Raw genomic sequence first — 22,248 nt, 5'->3', positions numbered from 1 at the left:
CCGGTTCCTTCGATCAAGACCTTGCCTTGCGGCGCTGCATCATGACTGGTGCGGTGCCGCAAAGGGATTTCCATGATTGCCACGCTCCGTCGAAGTGGTGACTATCATTTCAACAGACAGCCATAGCATGCTGGCGACGGAGCGCCCCCACGCATTCCCGCAAGACCCCCGCATCACGCTCCGTCGGCAGCCCACCGAAGTAAAGCAATAAGAACAATGGCAAGGGAGACATCCATGCAAGTCTATGACAGCCTGCTGTATGTGACTGCGATGGTGCTGGTGTGTTTGTATGTGTATCTGGGCGTGCTGTCCCGCAGCACGGCGATCCGGCTGGGTTCCCCGGCGATCGTTGCGGGGCTGGTGCTCGCCTATTCGCTGTCCCCGCTGCACTCGGGCGGCTGACGCCGCCGGTCCCCGGCTGAGCGGGGGTTCTGCTAACTCTACCGCGGCCGCCGCCTGACGGTCGGGGTTGCCTTCGCCCTGCGTGATCGAGTCGCGCGGCAGCATATCGATCGCGCCTGCAATTCCTGCGGTAGCACCGGCTTGTGCAGCCCAACAAAAAAAAGCCGGCGCCGCAAGGCGACACCGGCTTGAATCGTTGTCCGGACGCAGCAGTCCGGCCTGACGACTTGCAGCGGAGTTACAGACGGTTGACCGAGATACTGAAGAACCGGCGAGCCGTATTCACGCCGATCGCCACATTCAGGCCCGTGTTGCCAATCGACATGCTGATGGCCTCACTACCGCCGCTGTTGTTGGGAGTCGGGGCGCGGTAGCGCAGCCCGTCGAGCGGGGTATTCACCTTCCAGGTGTCCACCCGTCCGTCGTCGCGCTCGCGCGTGTACGTGTTTGCCTGGGTACCCACCGCGGTGAACTTGACTGTGGAGGCTGTCGTCGTGCTGATGCCATCGGGCGTGGCGGAGTTGCTGTCCACCGGAAGAATGCTCGTGTCCCAGAACGCATTGGTCGCGCCCACGGCAGGCAGCGCACGGGCGATCCGCCTGGTGGCCATCATGAATCCGTCACCGTGGGTGAAGACGATGACCAGTTGCCCGTCGGTGCCCTTGAACGCGTAGGCCCGCTCAGCACCACCGTCCTGGTCGGTGACGTTCAGGCCGCCATCGGGGTTGAGCGTGATGGTGGGAAATTCATCCGGCAGCCATGCCGAGCACGAATCCAGGCCCGAGCAATCTGCGCCGGCGGTCACCTTGCCCGCGGCATCCAGGCTGAAGTTCACGCGCGACGCCGCGTACGGCGACGGGCTATCGCGCTCATAGCCAAGACCATTCCAGTCGCCGGCCAGGTCGGCCAGGGTCAGTGCCTGGGAAGGAATCAGCAGGGCGGGCAGGCGGTTGACCGTGCCAGCCGGAGGCAGCACCACGCTCAGGCCCGACTTGGAGACCAGCACGGTGTCGGTGCCTGCGGTGAAGCGGCAGGCTTCCGATGCGTCGGCGGTGAAGGTGGTCACGTCGGTGCCCAGCTTGAACTGCAACGTGGCGGCGTCCATTTCGCCGGTTTCACCAATCGGCGTGCCCAGTTCTACGACGTGGTACTTGCCGGTCTTCAACCCGGCGCAGGTGGCCGCTGCCGGTTGGAGTGCGGTCTGGACTGCCGCTGCGCCGGCATTGGACGCGACTGCCGAAGAGAGTTCGGCCAGCGTGGTCTTGGACGCTTCCAGGCGATCGCCCAGCTGGTCCAGCAGCTTGTCCTGTGCATTGCCGGCGTTGGCGCCGTTGGCTGCCACCAGCGGATCCTTGACCGGGTCGATGCCGGAAAGGTCGACCACGCCCGTCAGCACCAGGCGCACGGCGCCGATGGCACTGGTTACGTTGTCGGACGTGAGCCTGGCTTGCGCGTTCGCATCGAACTGCTCGAAGAAGGCATCGGTATTGCCCTGTGCCAGCGAAGCGGTGACCAGTTCGGTCAGCGGCGTGATGTTGGCCGTCGCGGTGGTGCCGGTGCCGGCTTCGACCACGGAATGCAGCGTGGTGCCGTCAGGCGCCGTGACGCTGAGCACGCAGGGGCGCGTCGCGCCTTCGATGCTGATGGTGAAGCTGCCGTCCGCCGCGGTGGTGGCGGTGCCGCTGCCCGATGCGCACTTGGCTTGCACGGCGGCATTGCCCAGTGCGGCGCCAACTGCGGCGGTGCCGCTGATCTTGGTCGCGGCAGGTGCCGCCGTGGTGGTGGTCGGCGCGGTCGAACCGCCATCGCCGCCTCCGCATGCAGACAGGACCGCCGTCGCCAGACCCGTCAAGAACAGTTGTTTTGTTTTCATCCCGTTTTCGCCCTGTATGGTTTTTGTTCTGGTGGAGTCCTGCGGTGGTCGATATCCAGCTCATGCAGGCCCCGCCCACGGGGTGGTTGACCCGCCCCGCGAGGCGAGTCTGCGTGATAGGGGGGATGGGGCCAACCCGAGTTCAGGCGATTGACAAAGTGTCGGGAGTGTGTGGCAGAGGCTGCTGCGGCAATGCTGCGGGATGGCTGTCACGTGCCTGGCTGCCGTGGCTGCATTGGTCTCGCTGGAAAAAGAAAAGCCGGTGCCGCAAGGCGGCACCGGCTTGGTTCGTGTCCGGGCACGGGGTGCCCGGATTCACCGTTGGCGGCGAGGTTACGGGCGGCCGACCGAGATATCGTAGAACGATCCGTTCACGGCGATGCCGAGGGTCAGGCCGGTATTGCCCGGGATCAGCGAAATCATTGCCGATGCATTGCTGGTTGCGGCGCGATGGCGCAGGCCAATGGCCGGGCTGTTCACCTTCCAGACGTCCAGACGGTTGTCTTCCAGGCGCTTGCGGGTGTAGCTGCCGCTCTGGGCGTCGACCGCCTCGATCGTGGTCGACCACACCGTCGGGCCGTTCAATACGGGGGCCATGCCGGAGTACAGGACCGAATCCCAGTACGAGCCGCCCGAGCCCACCACTGGCAGCGTGCGTGCGATCTGCTTGGCGGCGATCATGAAGCCGTCGTCGTGCGTGATGATGACGGTCACCTGGCCATCGGTGCCCTTGAAGGCATAGGCAAACTGGGCGCCGAAGCTGTCGGTGATCTTGAAGCTGCCGCCGGCGTTGGTGCTGACCGTCGGCAGTTCATTCGGCAGCCAGGCTTCACAGGTGTCGAAGCCAGAGCAGTCCGCCCCCTTGGTCACCTTGCCTGCCGTATCGATGCTGAAAGTCACGCGACGCGGTGCATACGGCGTCGTGTTGTTGTCACGCTCCATGCCGAGGCCGTTCCAGTCGCCGGCCAGGTCGGTCAGCGCAATGGACTGGGCCGGCACCAGCAGGGTGGGCAGGTCCGACAGGGTGCCTGCCGGCGGCAGCACTACGCCCAGGCCCGACTTGGAGACCAGCGCCGTGTTGGTTGTGCTGTTCTCGCCCGGCACCGTGAAGCGGCAGGCTTCCGCCGTGACGGCGGTGAAGGGGACCGCCTCGGCGCCGATCTGGAGCTTCAGCGCGGCAGCATCGATCTCTCCGGCTTCAGCGGCCGCGGTGCCCAGCCCGATCACATGGTACTTGCCGGTCTTCAACCCGGCGCAGGTTGGCGCTGCCGGTTGCAATGCGGTCTGGACTGCCGCTGCGCCGGCATTGGACGCGACTGCTGAAGAGAGTTCGGCCAGCGTGGTCTTGGACGCTTCCAGGCGATCGCCCAGCTGGTCCAGCAGCTTGTCCTGCGCATTGCCCGCGTTGGCGCCGTTGGCTGCCACCAGCGGGTCCTTGACCGGGTCGATGCCGGAAAGGTCGACCACGCCCGTCAGCACCAGGCGCACCGCGCCGATGGCACTGGTTACGTTGTCGGACGTGAGCCTGGCTTGCGCGTTCGCATCAAACTGCTCGAAGAAGGCGTTGGTGCTGCCCTGTGCCAGCGAAGCGGTGACCAGCTCGGTCAGCGGCGAAGGGCGCAAATGTCGCCAACCTTCGTTGCGGTGGTTGACAAATTCCGCGCCGTGTGACGCACAGGCCGCTGCGTCAGGCAGCCGTCGGCACAAGTCCGGGCCAGGTGGCAGTTGGCACTGTGGTGCGGCTGCCTGCCCGGCAATCTTCCACCAGGCGCGCCGCATCGATGCCGAACCAGTTCTGCCAGCTGCGCGCCAGCGCGCTGCCGGAACGCAGGCCGGCATGCGCCGCCACCACGTCCAGCGAAGGCACCGGGCCGGCGGCGGCCAGCGCGTGCAGGGCATGGGCGGCGCGTTGCTCGCGCAGCAGCGGGTGCAGGGCCTCGCCTTCGGCGAAGAGCCGGGCGCGCACCTGGCGGGCCGGCACCTGCCATTGCGCGGCCAGGCGCTCGACATTCCAGTCGGTATCGGGGCGGGAAAAGACCAGGCCGGCAAAGCGGCGCGACCAGGGCCTGTCGCCGGGCTTGCCGGCCAGGCGCGGGCATTCACTGTCCGGGACGGCAGTCAGGACGATGGCGCAAGGGTGCTGCCACGTGCCGGGCAAGTCGCAGTCGAAGTGGGCAAAGGCGTGAACCACGAACGGGTCGCCGGGCCGCACCTCGCGCCGCGCATTGGCATCGCGCAGGCTGGCCGTGCCGTGCAGGGCTTGTACCTGCACGGCAAAGGGGAAGCGCAGGCGGGCAAAGCGGACGTGGTGACGGCTGACAAGCGGCATGCGGAAGACAACCCGGAAGCTGAGCGGGGGGGCGGCCGGTAACTGTCGCAGGATTCCACCGGCGGCGCAAGGCCGCGGGCATCGTCCGCTTGATCGTTCACGGCGCCCGGTGGCGGCGGCGTTACAGCTCGGATAGCCCGAAGTGGCGCAGCCGGGGCAGGTCGGTCACGCGGATGCTCTGGTAGGACAGGTGGACCATGCCGGCATCGGCCAGCCGGCGCAGCGCCTGGTTGACGCGTTGGCGCGACAGCCCGGTCAGCAGGCCGATCTCTTCCTGCGACAGTTCCAGCACGGGGCTGGTGCGCGGATACAGGTCCGGGTGGAACAGCTGCGCGATGGCCTGCGCCACGCGCGCATCGGCGCCCAGCAGGCGGTCGTTCTGCACGGTGGCGATGAATTGGCCCATGCGCTCGTTGAGCTGGCGCACGACAAAGCTGGCGAACGGCAGGCTCTGCGCCAGCAGCGTGTTGAACACCGGCCCCGGCACCAGCAGCACCTGCGAGTCACGGATCGCGATCACGTCGTAGCGGCGGTCTTCGCGCTTGATCACGCTGCCTTCGCCGCACCAGCCGCCGGCGGGCACGCCGGAGAAGGTGCAGCCGCGCCCGTCGGGGGTGTACACCGCCAGCTTGATCAGGCCGCTGTCCACCCCGATCCAGTGGCGCGAGGGCTCGCCGCGCCGGGCGATGAAGGCGCCCGCGGCAAAGGACTGGAGCAGCGTTTCGCGCGCGGCCAGCGCCTGGTGTTCCGGCGCCAGTGCGCCGAACCAGGCATGGCCGGCAAGGACTGCGGCAGGGGCGGAAATCGGGTCTGCAGGTTCGCTCATGGCATGGACGCGCGGCTCGGGCCGGGTCCCTGTAAGAATCGTGTAAGCCTTGCCTGGCGCGGGTTTGCGGCAGGTTTGTCGTCTGGGCGACAGTGCGCCAGCGTGTGCGATGATAGCCTTGTGCCAGAAAAAGTGACAGCGCCGGATGGCGCGGACAATGGTCACCTCGCCCCGGACATCGCTGCACCCATGCAGCGCATCGACAGCATCACGCGGCCTGTTGCGCGGCCCTGCCGCCAACGCCGCCAGATACGCGGAGACACAAGCAATGCCCACCGATTTCGACAGCGGCCTGGCCCGCAACGCGGCCAACTTCGTGCCGCTTACGCCCATCGACTTCCTGGTCCGCGCCGCCGAGGTGTACGGCCAGCGCCTGGCCATCGTGCACGGCCCGCTGCGCCAGAACTGGCGCGACACCTATGCGCGCGCACGGCGCCTGGCCAGCGCGCTGGCGCGTGCCGGCATCGGCAAGGGCGATACCGTGGCCGCGCTGCTGCCCAATACGCCGGCCATGGTGGAGGCGCATTTCGGCGTGCCGATGGCGGGCGCCGTGCTCAATGCGCTCAATATCCGCCTCGACGCCGCCAACCTGGTCTTCATGCTGCGCCATGGCGAGGCGCGCGTGCTGCTGGCCGATACCGAGTTTGCCGACCTGGCGCGCCAGATGGCGCTGGAAATTCCCGGCCTGAAAGTCATTGCCGTGCATGACGTGCTGGGCCCGCAAGAGGCTCCGTTCGGCGACGCCGACTACGAAGCGTTTCTCGCCTCGGGCGACCCGGACTACGCGTGGCACATGCCGGCCGACGAGTGGGAAGCCATCGCGCTGAACTACACCTCGGGCACCACCGGCGACCCCAAGGGCGTGGTCTACCACCACCGCGGCGCGGCCATCAATGCCGTGTCCAATATCCTTGAGTGGGATTTGCCCAAGCACCCGGTCTACCTGTGGACGCTGCCGATGTTCCACTGCAACGGCTGGTGCTTCCCGTGGACCGTTGCGGCGCGCGCGGGCGTCAATGTGTGCCTGCGCAAGTTCGAGCCCAGGCTGGTGTTCGACCTGATGCGCGAAGAGGGCGTGACCCACTACTGCGCCGCGCCGATCGTGCATACCGCGCTGGTCAATGCACCCGCCGCGTGGCGCGAGGGCGTGCGCGGCCCGGTGCGCGGCATGGTGGCCGGCGCTCCGCCGCCGGCCGCGGTGCTGGCGCAGATGGAGGCGATGGGGTTCGAGCTGACCCATGTCTATGGCCTGACCGAGGTCTACGGCCCGGCCGCGGTCTGCGCCGAGCAGGATGACTGGAGCGCGCTGTCCGAGCAGGAGCGCGCGGTCAGGAAGGCGCGCCAGGGCGTGCGCTATCACCTGCAGTCGCAGGTGGCGGTGCTCGATCCCGATTCCATGCAGCCGGTGCCGGCCGATGGCGAGACCATCGGCGAGATCATGTTCCGCGGCAATATCTGCATGAAGGGCTACCTCAAGAACGAGAAGGCCACGCGCGAGGCCTTTGCCGGCGGCTGGTTCCATACCGGCGACCTGGGCGTATGCATGCCCGATGGCTATATCAAGATCAAGGACCGCAGCAAGGACATCATTATTTCCGGCGGCGAGAACATCTCCAGCGTTGAAGTGGAAGACGCGCTCTACCGGCATCCCGCGGTGCTGGCCGCCGCGGTGGTGGCGCAGCCCGATGCCAAATGGGGCGAGACCCCATGCGCGTTTGTCGAACTGAAAGACGGCGCCAGCGTCAGCGCGGAAGAACTGATCGCGCATTGCCGCACGCTGCTGGCGGGCTTCAAGGCGCCCAAGGCGGTCTACTTCGGGCCGCTGCCCAAGACCTCGACCGGCAAGATCCAGAAGTTCGAGCTGCGCCGCAAGGTGAAGTCGGATTCCGCGATCGATGTTTGATGGGCCGAAGCGGCGCTAGTGTAGCGCCGCGTCCTCGGCATCGTGCAGGCCGGCGATGTGCGTGTCGATGGCCTCGCGCCCCCAGGCAATGCCTGCGCACGTGGCGTCGGTGGCGCAGCCAAAGCGCGTCTGCGCGGCCGGGCAGGGCAGCGCCAGCTTGTTGCCGTGATGCCAGATCTCCGCGCGCAGCGTCCACCACCCGTCATGCTGGCCGCCATAGCGCAGCGCCGCGACATGGATGCGGTGGCCGCGGTAGGTCACGTTCTGGTCATGCCATCCGCTGGGCATAGGCGTCGGGCGCGCCGGGGCAACTCAGCGCACCCGCAACTCGGCGGGGGTGCCGGGTTTTGGCGGGCGGTGCCAGTCCTGATCGATGTCGGGGAACACCTCACATTCACCCCGCACGATGTTTTCGATGGTGGCGCACACGCATTCGGTGCCGCGCGGCCCCACGCAGACCAGGCTGCGCGGATGGTCGGTGTGCTGCGGGATGGCATAGACGCGCATGCCCTCGCGGAAGAGGGGATGCTTGGTGAGGCGCTCGTTCATCAGTTCAACGAAGCGCTGGGGCGTGACGACCGGCTTATCCATTGCATGCTCCTGCGGCCTTGCCCACCGTGCCCGTTTCTAGGGGCGGCATGGCGACCAGGTCAGTTAAGGCCAGGAATATGACAGGCAGGTGGCAGGAAGCGCCCCGGGCAGCATACGTTGCCCGGGCGTGGCCGGAACGGAAAACCGCAGGTAAATGCATACCCCGCGTTGCCACTGCCACGCTTCCAGACTAGGACACGCGGCACGTAGTGCAAGTGTTGCGCGATGCCGTGGGGGCTTCAGGTGGCGTGCAGTTCGCCTGCGGCGCGCGGACCGTTCAGTATGCCGTTGCCGGCGGCCCAGCAGGCGGCCTCGGCCTCTGCGCGGGAACCGTAGGTGGATGGCGCCGCGACGGTGCAATCCTCGTCGGCGGCGCCACAGCGTTCTTCCATGACGATGCGCCAGGTGAACTGGCCGGGTGCATCTTCAAGGACGTGAAGCACCAATGTGCGGTGCTCGTCAGTCAGCGTGAGGGGCAAAGTCGACATGGGTGTCTCCCGTTCGCGGGTGGGCGCCATTGATGCTAGCAAGAGCTCGCCGCAAATGCCATGACTGTCTTGCGGCCGCGGCATGGCAAGATACTGCCTTTGCGGCCTTCGCCGCGCCTGTACTTTCCGCCAGACCATGCCCATCTCGCCTGAGCTCAACCAAGGGGTCGCCGCCCTGACGGCACATTACGATGCCACCGTGCTGCCGCTGTGGACCGCCAGCGGCTGGAACGGCGACCTGCTGCTGCCCTACGAGGCACTCGACGGCGCCAGTGCCGCGCCGTTGCCGCCGGCCCGCTATCGCGCCATGGCATGCGCCCGCCAGCTCTATGTGTTCTCAATGGCCGGCAACCATGCGCATGCCGACACGCTCTTCGGCTCGCTGCAGGCCTACTTCGGCAATGGCGAGGGCGCGTGGCTCTACAGCGTCGACCCGGCCGGAACGCCGCTCGATGCCACGCGCGACCTCTATACGCATGCCTTCGTGATCTTCGCCTGCGCCAACTATCATGCGCGGCGCGGCAATCCTGACGCGCTCGACGTGCTCGATGAAACCGTCGATGTCGTCGAGGACCTCTTCAGCGACGAACAGGGCCTGTACCACGCCGCGCTTACCGAGCATTTCCGGCCCAAGGGTGCCGGCGTGCTGCAGAACCCCATCATGCACCTGACCGAGGCCTACCTGGCCGCGCTGGATGCGACCGGGGACGAATGGTATGCCGAACGCCTGCGCGAGATCGCGATGGCGGTGCATGAGCGCTTTGTCGATCCGGCCAGCGGCTGCATTGCCGAGCTCCCGCAAGGCAGCCCCGGCAACCGCATCGAGCCGGGCCATCAGTTCGAGTGGTTCTCGCTGGTGGCCGGCACGCCGGCGCTGTTCGGGGACTTGCCGCTGGCCGATACGCTGCGCCAGGCCTTTGCCTTCGCGCAGCGGCACGGCGTGGTGCCGTCGACGCAGGGCGTCAGCGCGGCACTGAACGCCGACGGCACCATGCTGGACGATACCCAGCGCATCTGGGCGCAGACCGAATACGCGCGCGCGCTCGCCGTGCATGGCGCGCCGGAGTCGCTGGCGGCGCTGGAAGCCTGGACGCAGCAGTTCCGCAGCCGCTTCCTGCACGATCACGGCTGGCATGAATGCCTGGCGCGCTCGGGCAGCGTGATGCGCGCCGACATGCCATCGACCTCCCCGTATCACCTGGCGACGTCCTACTCGGCGCTCGCCGCGCTGACCGGCGCGGCGTGGCCGGCATGGCCAGGGGCTTAGGCCACCCTGCGCACTTCGTGCGCGTCCGCGCGCGGCTCCCCCCGTTTATCTGTGGCGCAGCCTGCCGAGCAGGCTGCGCGCAGCGTTCCATGCTGCCAGCCCTGCCATCCAATGCTGGCGATGGCATGCAACTGACCGGTTATACACCTGCATCGGCCGATTGACAGGCATCCCCTGCTGCGCGTGTCCTGGTCAGCGGTCATGATTTCGAATACCTTATATCGGCGTGAAGATTATCCGGTCTGGCTCTGCTTCGGCCGAGGGGTAGTCGGCTACCGCGCTCTTATCAATTCTTTGCAGTCGTCGGTGGGCACCGCGCCTACACTCAAGCCCGCGCTCCGGCACGTGCTGTTGTTCTTCTTAACCACTGGTCGTCGTTCTGAAGTTACGGGCCGGGGCGCACCCGATGCGGCTCAGCGCCGCGCGCCGAGGGCCTGCGACAGCCGCTCCGGCTGTTGAGCGGCCGGGGACGCAGCGTGGGTCTGGATCAGGCCTGCGCCCGCGGGCTTCACCCGGACGGCCATTTGCTCGACCCTTTTGGCGGCCTGGGTCTCGGCGTGGTCATTCAGGATCAGGCACAGCAGTGTCAGCAAGGCTGCTGCGATCATGCTCAGCGCGATCCAGGCCAGGCAGTGCTTGCGTTCCATGGTAGGCGGGAAGGGGGGCGTCATCAGTGCGCGAAGTTTACGCGCCCGCGCGCAATGCAACTGTCAATCTTTGCAAACGCCGCCCGCCGTCCGGCCCGCTATTCCGTCACGCCGTTTTCATGCAGCAGCCGCTCGCATTCTTCCAGCATGTCGTAGGCAAACGCAGACTGGTAGTTGGGATCGAGGGCTTCCATCATCTCGTGCGCGGCGTACAGGCCGGCCTCGCGTGACAGGGTCTCAGCCAGCTGGCGTGCAAACTGGTCGCTCAGTTCGGACAACAGGCGCCGCTCGGACAGCGGCAACTGCAGCTTCGAGCGCGACAGCCATTCGCCGGCCAGCGTCGCACCCTGGGCGTCGGTCATCCATTGGCGGTGTTCGTAGTAGGCCGACAGCCGTTCGGCGGCGAGTGCGAACAGCAGCGCCTTGCGGGTATTGAAATCGATCCTGGGCAGTGGGGCGAGGGTCATGCTTGCAGGGTAATGCGATGCGCGGCGCAGCGGCCGGCAATCATCTTGTCAGGGAGCGGATCAGGACTGCGCGGTGGCTGCCTGCGCAAAGCGCGCTGCCAGCCAGGCGCCGATGGCGGCGATCTCTTCCAGGCAGACCGAATGGCCCATCGGATAGGTGTTCCAGGTCACCGGGTGCTGCCGCGCCTGCACGAAATCGCGGGCGGCGACGCCCAGTTGCAGCGGCACCACGTCGTCCTGCGTGCCATGGGCGGCAAACACGGGCGTGGTGGCGTTGGCGGCGCTGGCCTCGGCCGCCAGCGCTGCCGGCGCAGGGATGTAGGTGGACAGCGCGACGATGCCGGCCAGCGTCTCGGCATGGCTCAGCCCGGCGGTGTAGGCAATCGCGCCGCCCTGCGAGAAGCCTGCCAGCACGATGCGGTGCGTGGGGATGCCACGGGCGTTCTCGCGCGCAATCAGTGCGCGAATGGCTTCGCAAGAGGCACGGATGCCGGCTTCATCGGCGCGTCGCCCGGATTCATCGAGGGAATAAATGTCATACCAGGCCGGCATGACATAACCGCCGTTGCAGGTCACGGGGATAGCCGGCGCGTGCGGGAAGATAAAGCGCACGCCGGGCGCTGCGGGCAGGCGCAGCTCAGGCACGACCGGGGCGAAATCGCTGCCGTCGGCGCCCAGCCCATGCATCCAGATGACGGCGCAGGCGGGATTGGGCGCGGTTTCGAATTCGATCGCGGGCAGCAGTTCGCTCATGGGGCTGGTTCCTGTGGATATGCGCCTGCGCGCCGCACGGGCGCCAGGCAGCGCGAGTATCGCACAGGTCGGGGCCTGCCCCGGCTGCGTCAGGCCGCGGACGGAACGATAGGGACCGTGGTGAGGCCAGGCGTGCGTGCCGGCAGCTCCGGCATCACAGGCGGCGTCGCGCGGCGCTTGTCGACCACGTCCTCCACGCCCTTGGCCGCGACGTCTTCCAGGAAGGCCACCATGTCGCGGTAGTAGGCCACCTGCATTTGCGCTTCGAGCAAGCGCCTTTCGGCCTGGAACAGCGTCAGCCTCATGTCTTGCAGTTCCCTCTCGGCGATTTTCTCCGGGGTCGGCGGACTGAACAGGTTTGCAAGCCAACGCATGGCAGTACCTCCAGTGCTGTCAACGGCGAAATAGCGATGCTCGTGCCATGGGGACCAATATAGACAAGAATTCGGCAAAAAGTCTCTCGGGCATCTCGCCGTGGCGCCTCGCCCACAAGGATGATTGCCGGTGGCGGACGTCTGCGGTAGATTGTTCGGCCATGGTCCGGCCGTCCCGCGACCCTACTGCCTGCGCTCGCCGCTTGCTGTCGCCAATGTGCCTGTGCGACTGGTCGATGTGCCTGCCTGATCCGCGTTGCCAGGCGGATCGCCTTCATATTTCGCGTCGTTTCCTGCCAACAGCGCCTGCATGGCATCGCCGTCCTGCGCGCGCACAAAGCGCAGGATCGGCGGCCAGAATGCCTCGATATGTTCCGGCAGGATGGCTGCGTCATGCGGCATGGCGTCCAGCATCACCAGCGCATGCAGATGCCTGGCCGCACGGGCCACGCGTTCGGCATGGGGTGGGACGATCACGGCATCGTCACGGCTGTGCACCACCAGCAGAGGCCGCTCCAGCCGGCTGGCACGCGCAGCGTTGTTCCACGGATCCGGCAGCAACCACGCGGCCCATGCGGGTATGCGCCCGGTCTGCACCGCGGCCAGGCGCGCCGAACTGAAGCCCGCCGCAATGACATAGCCGTCGGGCTGCGGGTCGAAGCGCTGTGCCACCTCCAGCAGGATGCCCGATCCCAGCGAATGCCCCAGCACCACGCGCCGTTTTGCCTGCGGCGTGGCCGCCAGGAATTGCCGGTAGGCGGCCAGCGCATCCTCGCGCAGCCGGCGCACGCTTGGCCGCCCGCTGCTGCGGCCGTAGCCGCTGTAGTCGAAGACGTAGGAGGCGATGCCCGCGCCGGCCAGCATGGCCTGGACCGGGGCCCAGTCGGGCAGGCTCTCATTGTCGCCGTGGCACACCATCAGCGCCGGCGCTTCGGGGTCCGCTGCGGGCATGAAGGCGGCGTGAAGGATGCGATCGCCGCTGGCGAACGTGGCATGGCGCACCGTCAGGGCTGAAATGTCGGATGCTGCCGCATCCTTTGTTTCATCCGTCGGGGTGACAAAGGCTTTGCGTTCCACCGCACGAAACAGTAGGTGCCGCGCAACACCCGCGGCCACGGCGAGTGCCGCGGCGGTGGCGAGCCAGCGATGGCGGGATGCCGGCTGAGCGGGGCGGGGGCCTTCAGGCATGGTGACGTTTCGGGATGGCGTTCCCTTCAGGCTAGCAGGCCATCGGCGTCCGGGTGAAGAAAAGTTCATTCGCACGCATGCCCCAAGTGGATTTCAGTCCATATCTGCACTGTCGGCAGGGGCTATCTGCTCGATATAAAACTTTTGCCTTGACTATCTACCTAGTAGTAGATAAGATTGAGTCCATGGCACCGCTGCACCGCCGGAAGCAAGCAAGAACGGGCGGAAAAGTGGCGATCCCATTGCATGACCGGCGCGGTCATTTTTTCAGCACCTGGAATCTATCTACTGATAGATGCGGTATGAACAAGCGACCTGCCACAGCCACTGATACCGAATTGACGCGATCCCGAAACATCGCACCCAGGAGCCCATCATGAATGCCAAGTTCGCCAAGACCCTGATCACCGCCGCCACCCTTGCCGCCGCACTCGCAGGCGGCGTGGCGCAAGCCGCCAGCGTGCAGGACAACACCTCGGCTGGCGACAAGTACGGGTACAGCTACCGCGCCGGCAAGTTCGATACCTTCACGGAAGGGGCCCGCACCGGCAAGTTCGACCCGTTCACGGAAGGCGCTCGCGCTGGCAAGTTTGACCCGTACACCGACGGTGCACGCGTCGGCAAGACCGACCCCTACACGGACGGCTACCGCACCGTGGCTGGCCTGGACCGTAGCGGCGTGTCGGCCGAGCCGGCCCGCAGCTTCGACCCGTACACGGACGGCGCACGCGTCGGCAAGGCTGACCCCTACACCGACGGCGCCCTGGCCTGATTGCTGCCGGCTGTGGGGCCGGCGGCCAACAACGTTACGGCGGCGGTCACGCTGACTGCCGTCCGATGGAGTCCATCATGAGTTTGCGTAACAGCGTCCTGCTGCTTGGCGGATGGCTGGTCCTTTGCGTGACGAGTGGCTCGATGATCACCTTCGCCGCGCAGGTCCTGCCAGGCTAAAGCATCCTGAGAACATGCCCCGAGGCTAGGGAATTACCCCAGCCCCGGGGCATTTCAACTTGAGCGTCTATCTTCGCATAGATAAACTGCTTTCATGAAAACGCAATCGGTACGCGAGCAACTGCTCGAGCACACCCTCGTCCTGATCCGCCGCCGCGGCTTCAACGGCTTCAGCTACCGCGACTTGGCGGAGCTGGTGGGGGTCAAGACCTCCAGCATCCACTATTACTTCCCGACCAAAGAAGACCTGGTCCAGGAGGCGGTGAAGGAATACAGCGCCCGCCTGGCCGAACGCATCCGCTCCATCGACACCAGCTTGCCGGTGACCGAGCAGGCGGCCATCTACCTGGCGCCGTTCCGCGCCAGCTGCGGCTCGGACCAGATCTGCCTGTGCGGCATGTTGTCGACCGAGACGCTATGCCTGCCGGAGCCCGTGCACAAGATGCTGCAGGGCTTCTACCTGATGAACGAACAATGGTTGGCGGGCCTGCTGGAACGCGCGCAGCCGCAGCGCAGCACGCCGTTCCCGGTGCCGCCGGCGCGGCTGGCGCAGGTGGTGTTCGGCTCGCTGCAGAGCGGGCTGATTGCGGCGCGCCTGTTCGGGACCTCCGACCGGGTGGAAGCCGCCGCCGATACGCTGATGGCCGCCGTCGCCGGCTAAGGTTTTCGCGCAATTATCAGTGGCGCGTCTGAGGCCGTCATGTGGCGCAAGCTGCATGGCGGCTTTTTATTGACACCCAGCCGGTTCGCCACCGACGCCTTGGGGTCGGTCATAAGCGCTTTTAAAACAATGAGATAGAGCCAGGAAAGGCATAGGCTATCGGGCCGATAGAAATGTTTTTTCTTGACTATCTACCTAGTAGTAGATAGTATTTGACTCATGGAAGCGCTGCACCGCCAGCAACAAGCAAGACAAGGCGAGAACGTGGCGGTCCCATTGCATGACCGGAGGCGGTCATTTTTTCAGGACCAGTTATCTATCTACCAGTAGATGTGGAAGCGAAAGACCGACCTGCAAAGCCACTGACACCTAATTACGCGATCCCGAAACATCGCACCCTGGAGCCCATCATGACCAAGATCACCAAGACCCTGATTACCGCCGCCACCCTTGCCGCCGCGCTCGCGGGCGGTGTTGCGCAAGCCGCCAGCGTGCAGGACAGCACCTCGGCCGGCGACAAGTACGGCTACGCCTTCCGCGTCGGCAAGGCCGATGCCTTCACCGACGGCGCCCGCACCGGCAAGTTCGATCCGTTCACGGAAGGCGCCCGCGCCGGCAAGTTCGATCCGTTCACCGAAGGCGCACGCGTTGGCAAGCCCGACCCGTACACCGACGGCGCGCGCACGGTAGCGGCCAACGTGCCGGCTGACAGCTACGGCTACAACTACCGCAGCGGCAAGTTCGACCCGTTCAGCGAAGGCGCGCGCGTGGGCAAGTTCGATCCGTACACCGACGGCGCGCGCACGGTAGCCGGCCTGGACCGCAGTGGTGTGTCGGCCCAACCGTCGCGCAGCTTCGATCCGTACACCGACGGTGCGCGCGTGGGCAAGGCTGACCCCTATACCGACGGCGCCATCGCCTGAGAGCCGGCCGGCGTGCTGCCGGCCATTGAAACCCGCCGGGCCGCCTGGGTGCGGCCCGTCTTCAGGAGTTGATCATGCGTTGGCGTGACACTGCGCTGATCCTTGGCGGATGGGTAGGGCTTTGCTTCGCAAGCGGGTCCCTCATCACGCTGATCGCACAATCGCTGCCGGCCTGAACGGCGCGGCAGCAAGACCAGGAGTTGATGCCATGAACACCCGATCCGTACGCGAGCAACTGGTCGAACATGCGCTGGCGCTGATCCGCCGCAGGGGGTTCAACGGCTTCAGCTACCGCGACCTGGCCGACCTGGTCGGGGTCAAGACCTCGAGCATCCACTATTACTTCCCGTCCAAGGACGACCTGGTGCGGGAAGCGGTGCGCGAATACGGCACCCGCAGGCGGGCGCGCCTGGATGCGATCGACGCCAGCCTGCCGCCCGCGGAGCAGGCGCGGCAATACCTTGCGCCTTTGCGCGCGGGTGCCGGCACCGACCAGGCTTGCCTGGTGGGCATGCTGTCGGCCGACGTGCTGATGCTGCCGGACGCGGTGCGCGCCGCGATGCAGGACTTTATCCGGCTCAATGAGCAATGGCTGGCCAGCTTGTTCGAGCGCGCCGCGGCGCAACGCAAGTCGCCCTATCCGATTCCGCCGCAGCAGCTGGCGCAGGTGGTGTTCGGGGCGTTGCAGAACGGCTTGATCAGTGCGCGGCTGTTTGGCACGCCGGACCGGCTCGATGCCGCGGCGGCGCTGCTGACCAGCGCCATGCCGGCGGAGCAGGCCTTAGCCGCCGCTTAGTGTCAGTATCACCGAGCCGGCGACGGCATTGCACAGCCACTGCGGGTCATCGTGGGGCAGGTCATGCCCGGCCCAGTGGTGCGTCAGCAACTGCGCGTCCCAGGCTTGCGCGATGCGCGCCGAGCACACCGGGTTGACCAGGCGGTCTGCCGCCGAGGCAAGCAGCAGCGCCGGGCAGCGCGGCGCACTGGCGGGGGCGTGATAGCGGGCCGCGGCCAGCAACTGTGCCAGCGCGGATTGGCGGCTCACCGGCGCGTCGGCGGCAATGGCCTGCCAGGTCTCGAGATCGCGTGCCAGCGTATCGGTGCGGGCACAGGTGATGGCATGGATGGTCCGCTCGCAGTACGCGCGGTCCTGCCAGCGCTGCGCCACGCGCAGCAGCTTGCCCCAGTTGCGCGGCCGCAGGCGCTGTGCGGGCGTGCAGAACGGCCGCATGCTGGTATTGACCAGCACCAGGCCGCCGACTTCCTCCGGATAGGCGCTGGCCCACTCGGTCGCGGCCATCGCACCCAGCGACATCGCCAGCACGCGGTAGGGGCCGTGCGCGCCGGTGGCCGACAACTGGCGCCGCACCGCGGTGACCATCTCAGGCACGCTCCACGGCGCCGGCTGCGCGGACAGCGCGCCGTTGCCGGGCAGGTCGGGCAGCAGCGGACGGCCCAGCCCGGCCGCTTCCCAACGCGCCGGCAGGCTTCCCCAGTGGCGCGATTCCCGCGTCAGTCCCCGCAAGAATACCCATCGGCTCATGGCGGCGGCTCCGTCTGCCAGTGTGCGCGTGCCTGCAGCAGCAGGTCGTCACGCTGCACGCCGCGCGGCCGCCAGCGATCCGGCGCAAAGGCCACGCGGCCCAGGAAGTCGAACAGGCTCACGTGCCGGCGCAGCACGCGCGCGGTGCGGTGCGCCTTGATCGGGTTGAAGATGCCCTCGCGCGAGAACAGCTGGCGCGGGTTCTTCTTGATCCACAGCCACGAGCCCAGTTCCAGCGTCATCGGCAGGAACAGGTTGCCGTGCGGCGTCAGGTCATAGGCATGGTCCCACAGGTCGCCGTGCAGCAGGTACTGGTGGCTTTGCGGCTCGAAGGTGTAGCCGTGGTGCGGGTGGGCCTGCTCGAACAGCGTCTTGAGCAGGTACATCTCGGGCAGGTGCGCCATCGGCCGGCGCGTTCCCGCGTACGGAAACCAGATGCTGTCGCGCCAGCCGTAGCCCGAATGGCAGTCCACCGCAAAGCTGAGCGGGCGCGGCAGCAGTTCTTCCTGCACCACGCGCAGCAGCGCGCGGCTTTCCGCTTCCATCGGCGCGCCCGCCGGGCCGCGGTACCAGGGCAGCCAGGCGCCGATGCGCTGGCCGCCGGCGAGGAAGGGCACGCGCGCATCGGCGTCCTGCGGGCCATTGCGCATCAGGTCGACGCCGTTGGGGTTGGCGCGGGTGCCGGCCCACATGCCGCCGGGGTTGACGATCGGCATGAACACCAGCCGCACCGACTGCAGTTCGCGGTGCAGCAGCTCGTCCCACGCCAGCCGGCTCAGCACCGAGCGCAGGTAGTCCAGCACCAGCTGCGTGCCGATGCGTTCCAGCCCGTGGATGCCGCCGAAGATGCCGATCGCCGGCGCGCCCGGATCGCGGCTGCCGAGCGTGGCGACATGGACGCCGAAGCGATGGCCCTGCACCATGGTTTCGCAGACCACCCGCGTATCCAGCACGTGGCTGCCCGTATCCAGCAAGGCCAGCAGCTGGTCGTACTCGGGGAAGCCGGCGTGCGGGTGCATGGGCTCAGGCGGCCGGCACGCCGGCCGTGCCGAACAGGCGCAAGACCGGCCACCCGCGCGCCTCGGCCGCGTCTCGCAGCGCCGAATCGGGATTGACGGCGACCGGGTGGCCAACGCTTTCGAGCAGCGGCAGGTCGTTGCGGGAGTCGCTATAGAAGGTGGCCTGTGCCAGCGCCGTGTGCGCAATGCCCAGCGTGTCGAGCCATGCCAGCACCCGCAGCACCTTGCCGGGGCCGAAGGCCGGCACGCCGGCCAGCGCGCCGGTGAATTCGCCGTGCGCGTCATGTTCGGCCTCTACCGCCAGCAGGTGCGGCACGCCCAGCTGGCGCGCGATCGGCTCGGTGACAAAGCGGCAGGTCGCGGTGACGATGCAGCACAGGTCGCCGGCGGTGAGGTGGCGCGCCAGCAGGTCGAGCGCATCGGGCCGGATCGCGGGCACGATCACCTCGCGCATGAAGTCCGCGCGCCATTGCGTCAGGCGTTGGCGCGGGTGGCGTGCCAGCAGGCCCAGCGCAAAGCGGGCATGGGCGGCAAAGTCCAGGCGCCCGGCCTGGTAGGCGGCCAGCCAGCGTGCATTGTGCGCATCGATCTCGGCGGCCTCGGCGCCGCCCACGGCGACGAGGTAGCGGGCCCATTCATACTCGCTGTCGAGCGGCAGCAGGGTGTGGTCGAGGTCAAACAGGGCGAGGCGGGGGGCAGCGGGCATGCGGGATAGCTCAGTTGGCGAAACCGGCAAGCTTGGCGCGGCGTGGTGACCGCGCGGTGATGAAGGACCCAAGTTTTCCGATACCGGCATTGGCGCTTTATCTGGCGCGGCAGGCATGCGGGTGTCAGGCGGCGTGGGTGGCGGCGGTCGGCTCGTCCAGCGCCACGCAGTCCAGGAAGGCGCCGACCAGCCGGGTCTCGCGCCGGCTCTGCAGGCAGTATAGGTATTCATGCAGCACCGGCGCGCCTTGTGCGAACGGCACCACGCGCAGCAGCGGGTCGCGCGGCACCTCGCCAAGCGGCACCACGCTGGCGCCCAGGCCCTGGCGGATGGCCTCGTAGATGGCCTCGCGGCTGCCGATCACGGTGTGCGGCGGCAACTCCAGCCCGCACGCGGCCAGCGCCGTCTCGGTGGCCTTGCGCGTCATCGAGCCGTGCTCGCGCACCAGCAGGTGGCAGCCGCGCAGTTGCGGCAGCTCGACCTGCGCCAGCCGCGCCAGCGCATGGTCCGGATGGGCCACCAGCACCATCGGGTCCGTCGCCAGCCGGATGCAGGCAAGCCGGTCGTCGTCCACCGGGTGCGACGATACCGCGGCGTCGATGCGGTACTCGAACAGCGCCTCCAGCATCTGCTGCGAATTGCCGATGTCCAGGCTCACGTCGATCGCCGGGTAGCGCTGCCGGAACGCCGCCACCGCGCGCAGGATGTAGTAGGGGCCGGTGGCGCCGATGCGCAGGTTGCCGAAGCGCAGGTTGCCGGCGTTGCGCAGCAGGTAGTCGGCATTGCCTTCCTGCTGCATCAGCTGCTCGACCACCGGCATCAGCGCCACGCCCACGTCGCTCAGGTCGACGCGGCTGGCGCGGCGGTGGAACAGCTCCACGCCGTAGGTCTCTTCCAGCTGGCGGATGCGGCCGGTGACGGTGGGCTGGCTGATGCGCAGCTGCCTGGCCGCCATGGTGATGCTGCCCTGGCGCGCCACTTCGAAAAAGGTCATCAGCAGGTCGCCGAGCATGGTCATCCGCAGGAAAGTTGGGGGACAGCCCGGACAGGTCCCGGACGACCGCGCAGTCTAGCGGGCCAATGTGACAAAACGGCTACGCCCGCCCGCGGCCGGAGCGGCCGGGGGGCGGGCGCAGCGCTGCCCGTCAGGCGACTTGCGCGTCAGCCGTTGAGGCCCATCGCCGGATCGGACACGCTGTCCTTGCCGGTTTCGATGCGCCCGGCGAAGCGGCGCGTGAAGCCGCCTTGCGCGGTGGTGACGGTGAAGTCGTACCAGTTGCCCTGGCGGGCCACGGGCCAGTGCTGCTGCAGCTGCATGCCGGCCGGCACCTCGTAGGTCCAGGGACCGTCGGTGCGGTAGGCGTTGGGCTGCACGGTGAAGGTGCAGGGGGCGCTGCCGGTGTTGATCATGTCCACGTACACCGCGGCGTTGGCGATGTCATAGCAGACCCGGATCTCCGGCGCGCTGGCACCCGCCGCGGTCACGGCCCCCACGTTGCCGCGGAAGGCGCGGTGGAAGCCGTTGGGGCCAAGCACCCACAGGTCGTACTTGCCGTCGTCGCTGGCAAAGACGTCCCAGCTGCCATGCAGTTCCTTGCCCGGCTCGACCATGTAGCGGCGCGGCACGCGGTCCAGGTGCAGGCGGTCGTAGACGTGGAACACCGCCGCCGCGGTGCCGGTGTTGCTGAACAGCAGCCACACCGCGCGCTGGTCGCGGGCGTCTTCGCGGGCGCTTACGTGCAGCTCATAGGGCAGGGCGCGCGACGGGCGCGTGCCGGTGTCCTGCTGCGGCATCTGCTGGCTGCTGGCCGAAGGCAGCGGCACTTGCGGCAGCACGCCTTGCGCGGTGCGGATGGCATCGGCGCTGGCCTTGTCGCGGTTGGGCAGCGTGGGCAGCGGGTTGGTGTTCGGGCTGACGAAGTTGAAGGCCGAGGTCAGGTCGCCCGCCACGGCGCGGCGGAAGCTGCTGATATTGGTCTCGGCCACGCCAAAGCGGGCTTCCAGGAAGCGCAGCACCGAGGTGTGGTCGGACACCTGCGAGTTGACCCAGCCGCCGCGGCTCCATGGCGAGACCACGTACATCGGCACGCGCGGGCCGGGGCCGTAGGGGTGCCTGTCGACGTGGTATTCCGGCTTGATTTGTTGCGGGTCGAGCGTGGTGGCGCCGGCCAGCGTGTCGCCGTCGTAGGCGGGCGCGCACGGCGGCGGTACGTGGTCGAAGTAGCCGTCGTTCTCGTCGAAGTTGATCAGCAGCACGGTCTTGCTCCAGACCGCCGGGTTGGCGGTCAGGGCATTCAGCACCTCTTGCGTATACCAGGCGCCCTGCACCGGGCTGGAAGGCCCGGGGTGCTCGGAGTACGTCGCCGGCGCCACGATCCACGACACCTGCGGCAGCTTGCCCGCGGCAACGTCGTCGCGCAGCGATTGCAGGAAGCCGCCGTCAGGCATGGTGTTGGCCACGCCCTTGAGCAGCGGGCTGATGGCGTCGTCGGCGCTGGTGTATGCCGGGTAGGGGCTGCCGTTGGCCTGGTTGCCGCGCGCGGCATTGGCGTCGCGGTATTGCTTGAAGCCCGCCAGCGGGTTGTCGGTGAAGTTATCCGGCATGTTCTGGTAGACCTTCCAGCTCACGCCGGCGGCTTCCAGGCGCTCCGGGTAGGTCTTCCAGGTGTAGGCCGGGGCCGACCCCGTGAACGAGTCGCCGCTGTTGTCGATCACCGGCCCGCCGTTGGCGCCGCTGGGGTCGTTGGTGCCGGTCCAGTGGAACAGGCGGTTGGAGTTGGTGCCGCCGTGGAAGCTGCAGTGATAGGCGTCGCAGAGGGTGAAGGCATTGGCCAGCGCTACCTGGAAGTCCAGCTCGGCCTCGGTGTAGTAGCCCATCGACTGGGTCTGCTTGTAGGTCGGCCACTTGTTCATGCGGCCCAGGTCCCAGGCGTTCTGCGCATCCGGGTACGAGTGCGGCGTGCCGCTGACGCGCTGCGCATTGCCGGCGCTGCTGTCGAGGTGGTAGGGCAGCACGGTGCGGGTGGTGCTGCCGTTGGTATAGGTCTGCTGCCAGACGTTCAGGCCGCCCGCCAGCGGGATCGGGAAGCGGTCGCCAAAGCCGCGCACGCCGCGCAGCGTGCCGAAGTAGTTGTCGAACGAGCGGTTTTCCTGCATCAGGATGACCACGTGCTCGACGTCGCGGATGGTGCCGGTGGCATTGTTGGCCGGGATCGCCAGCGCGCGGCGGATGGACGGCGGGAAGGCCGCCAGCGCGGCGGTGGCGGCGGCGCTGCCGCCGGCGAGCTTGAGGAAGTTGCGTCTGCTTTGCGGGTTCATGGATTCTGTGCCGGGTGGT

24 protein-coding genes are annotated in these 22,248 nt (G+C 67.5%); 7 read left to right on the top strand and 17 right to left on the bottom strand.

Features of this window, described 5'->3' with window-relative positions; translation table 11 throughout:
* The first annotated feature begins 234 nt into the window (after window positions 1-234).
* Window positions 235-402 carry a hypothetical protein gene (locus AC3WVS_RS10170; protein ID WP_010812488.1) on the top strand — a complete coding sequence of 56 codons (168 nt, stop codon included), beginning with the start codon at window positions 235-237 and terminating at the stop codon, window positions 400-402.
* Window positions 403-640: 238 nt separating this feature from the next.
* Here AC3WVS_RS10170 and AC3WVS_RS10165 read toward each other — a convergent pair whose 3' ends face one another.
* The 4 genes from AC3WVS_RS10165 to AC3WVS_RS10150 form a co-directional block, all read right to left on the bottom strand.
* On the bottom strand, window positions 641-2,275 hold the full coding sequence (locus tag AC3WVS_RS10165; RefSeq protein WP_492318520.1) for a hypothetical protein: 1,635 nt from the start codon (window positions 2,273-2,275) through the stop codon (window positions 641-643).
* A 333-nt stretch (window positions 2,276-2,608) separates the two neighbouring features.
* Window positions 2,609-3,898: a hypothetical protein gene (locus AC3WVS_RS10160; RefSeq protein ID WP_492318519.1), complete on the bottom strand. Its 1,290-nt coding sequence runs from the start codon at window positions 3,896-3,898 to the stop codon at window positions 2,609-2,611.
* 64 nt (window positions 3,899-3,962) lie between these two features.
* Window positions 3,963-4,604: an AraC family transcriptional regulator gene (locus tag AC3WVS_RS10155; protein WP_492318518.1), complete on the bottom strand. Its 642-nt coding sequence runs from the start codon at window positions 4,602-4,604 to the stop codon at window positions 3,963-3,965.
* Between the two features lie 121 nt (window positions 4,605-4,725).
* Window positions 4,726-5,430: a Crp/Fnr family transcriptional regulator gene (locus AC3WVS_RS10150; RefSeq protein ID WP_492318517.1), complete on the bottom strand. Its 705-nt coding sequence runs from the start codon at window positions 5,428-5,430 to the stop codon at window positions 4,726-4,728.
* Between the two features lie 268 nt (window positions 5,431-5,698).
* Here AC3WVS_RS10150 and AC3WVS_RS10145 point away from each other — a divergent pair, with 268 nt between their 5' ends.
* Window positions 5,699-7,333 carry an acyl-CoA synthetase gene (locus AC3WVS_RS10145; RefSeq protein ID WP_492318516.1) on the top strand — a complete coding sequence of 545 codons (1,635 nt, stop codon included), beginning with the start codon at window positions 5,699-5,701 and terminating at the stop codon, window positions 7,331-7,333.
* Between the two features lie 15 nt (window positions 7,334-7,348).
* Here AC3WVS_RS10145 and AC3WVS_RS10140 read toward each other — a convergent pair whose 3' ends face one another.
* The 3 genes from AC3WVS_RS10140 to AC3WVS_RS10130 form a co-directional block, all read right to left on the bottom strand.
* Window positions 7,349-7,621 (bottom strand): DUF6566 family protein, encoded by a 273-nt coding sequence (locus AC3WVS_RS10140; protein ID WP_492318515.1) that lies wholly within the window; start codon window positions 7,619-7,621, stop codon window positions 7,349-7,351.
* Window positions 7,622-7,645: 24 nt separating this feature from the next.
* Window positions 7,646-7,924, bottom strand: a complete 279-nt coding sequence (locus tag AC3WVS_RS10135; protein WP_492318514.1) for a hypothetical protein — start codon at window positions 7,922-7,924, stop codon at window positions 7,646-7,648.
* 239 nt (window positions 7,925-8,163) lie between these two features.
* Window positions 8,164-8,412: a hypothetical protein gene (locus AC3WVS_RS10130; RefSeq protein ID WP_492318513.1), complete on the bottom strand. Its 249-nt coding sequence runs from the start codon at window positions 8,410-8,412 to the stop codon at window positions 8,164-8,166.
* A 136-nt stretch (window positions 8,413-8,548) separates the two neighbouring features.
* Between AC3WVS_RS10130 and AC3WVS_RS10125 the strand changes: the two genes are divergently transcribed.
* The gene (locus AC3WVS_RS10125; RefSeq protein ID WP_492318512.1) at window positions 8,549-9,679 is read left to right on the top strand and encodes an AGE family epimerase/isomerase; all 1,131 of its coding nucleotides are present in this window, start codon (window positions 8,549-8,551) and stop codon (window positions 9,677-9,679) included.
* A gap of 413 nt (window positions 9,680-10,092) precedes the next feature.
* Here the strand turns inward: AC3WVS_RS10125 and AC3WVS_RS10120 are convergent, their stop codons facing one another.
* The 5 genes from AC3WVS_RS10120 to AC3WVS_RS10100 form a co-directional block, all read right to left on the bottom strand.
* A complete protein-coding gene (locus AC3WVS_RS10120) occupies window positions 10,093-10,326 on the bottom strand; it encodes a hypothetical protein (protein ID WP_010812497.1) in 234 nt (77 codons plus the stop codon).
* A gap of 98 nt (window positions 10,327-10,424) precedes the next feature.
* On the bottom strand, window positions 10,425-10,793 hold the full coding sequence (locus AC3WVS_RS10115; RefSeq protein WP_010812498.1) for a hypothetical protein: 369 nt from the start codon (window positions 10,791-10,793) through the stop codon (window positions 10,425-10,427).
* A 60-nt stretch (window positions 10,794-10,853) separates the two neighbouring features.
* The gene (locus AC3WVS_RS10110; RefSeq protein WP_492318511.1) at window positions 10,854-11,546 is read right to left on the bottom strand and encodes an alpha/beta hydrolase; all 693 of its coding nucleotides are present in this window, start codon (window positions 11,544-11,546) and stop codon (window positions 10,854-10,856) included.
* 89 nt (window positions 11,547-11,635) lie between these two features.
* Complete coding sequence (locus AC3WVS_RS10105) at window positions 11,636-11,920, bottom strand: hypothetical protein (protein ID WP_492318510.1); 285 nt, start codon at window positions 11,918-11,920, stop codon at window positions 11,636-11,638.
* Between the two features lie 183 nt (window positions 11,921-12,103).
* Window positions 12,104-13,108 carry an alpha/beta hydrolase gene (locus AC3WVS_RS10100; RefSeq protein WP_492318509.1) on the bottom strand — a complete coding sequence of 335 codons (1,005 nt, stop codon included), beginning with the start codon at window positions 13,106-13,108 and terminating at the stop codon, window positions 12,104-12,106.
* 376 nt (window positions 13,109-13,484) lie between these two features.
* On the opposite strand from AC3WVS_RS10100, the gene AC3WVS_RS10095 reads away from it, so the two are divergent.
* The 4 genes from AC3WVS_RS10095 (at window position 13,485) to AC3WVS_RS10080 (ending at window position 16,439) form a co-directional block, all read left to right on the top strand.
* Entirely contained in the window at window positions 13,485-13,880 is a 396-nt protein-coding gene (locus AC3WVS_RS10095) for a hypothetical protein (protein ID WP_492318508.1), read from the top strand.
* Window positions 13,881-14,153: 273 nt separating this feature from the next.
* Complete coding sequence (locus AC3WVS_RS10090) at window positions 14,154-14,720, top strand: TetR/AcrR family transcriptional regulator (protein WP_035816210.1); 567 nt, start codon at window positions 14,154-14,156, stop codon at window positions 14,718-14,720.
* A 410-nt stretch (window positions 14,721-15,130) separates the two neighbouring features.
* A complete protein-coding gene (locus tag AC3WVS_RS10085; protein ID WP_492318507.1) occupies window positions 15,131-15,643 on the top strand; it encodes a copper resistance protein CopQ in 513 nt (170 codons plus the stop codon).
* A gap of 208 nt (window positions 15,644-15,851) precedes the next feature.
* Entirely contained in the window at window positions 15,852-16,439 is a 588-nt protein-coding gene (locus AC3WVS_RS10080) for a TetR/AcrR family transcriptional regulator (protein WP_492318506.1), read from the top strand.
* On the opposite strand, the gene AC3WVS_RS10075 is transcribed toward AC3WVS_RS10080, so the two are convergent.
* The 5 genes from AC3WVS_RS10075 to AC3WVS_RS10055 all read right to left on the bottom strand — a co-directional run bounded on the left by AC3WVS_RS10075 (window position 16,425) and on the right by AC3WVS_RS10055 (window position 22,229).
* Window positions 16,425-17,186: an alpha/beta fold hydrolase gene (locus AC3WVS_RS10075; RefSeq protein WP_492318505.1), complete on the bottom strand. Its 762-nt coding sequence runs from the start codon at window positions 17,184-17,186 to the stop codon at window positions 16,425-16,427. The two genes, AC3WVS_RS10080 and AC3WVS_RS10075, sit on opposite strands and share 15 nt — an antisense overlap.
* Window positions 17,183-18,205, bottom strand: a complete 1,023-nt coding sequence (locus AC3WVS_RS10070; protein WP_492318504.1) for a M14 family zinc carboxypeptidase — start codon at window positions 18,203-18,205, stop codon at window positions 17,183-17,185. The genes AC3WVS_RS10075 and AC3WVS_RS10070 overlap by 4 nt, the downstream gene beginning before the upstream one ends.
* 4 nt (window positions 18,206-18,209) lie before the next feature.
* Window positions 18,210-18,911 carry an HAD family hydrolase gene (locus tag AC3WVS_RS10065; protein WP_492318503.1) on the bottom strand — a complete coding sequence of 234 codons (702 nt, stop codon included), beginning with the start codon at window positions 18,909-18,911 and terminating at the stop codon, window positions 18,210-18,212.
* Window positions 18,912-19,035: 124 nt separating this feature from the next.
* Window positions 19,036-19,923 carry a LysR substrate-binding domain-containing protein gene (locus AC3WVS_RS10060; protein WP_492318502.1) on the bottom strand — a complete coding sequence of 296 codons (888 nt, stop codon included), beginning with the start codon at window positions 19,921-19,923 and terminating at the stop codon, window positions 19,036-19,038.
* Window positions 19,924-20,072: 149 nt separating this feature from the next.
* Window positions 20,073-22,229, bottom strand: coding sequence for a phosphocholine-specific phospholipase C (locus AC3WVS_RS10055; protein ID WP_492318501.1), 2,157 nt, complete (start codon window positions 22,227-22,229; stop codon window positions 20,073-20,075).
* Window positions 22,230-22,248: the final 19 nt, after the last annotated feature.

The sequence above is a fragment of the Cupriavidus sp. CPT47-8839-RL05A genome (assembly GCF_058792255.1).
The sequence above is the reverse complement of the archived record's forward strand: the minus strand, read 5'-3'. Positions and strand labels throughout refer to the sequence as shown.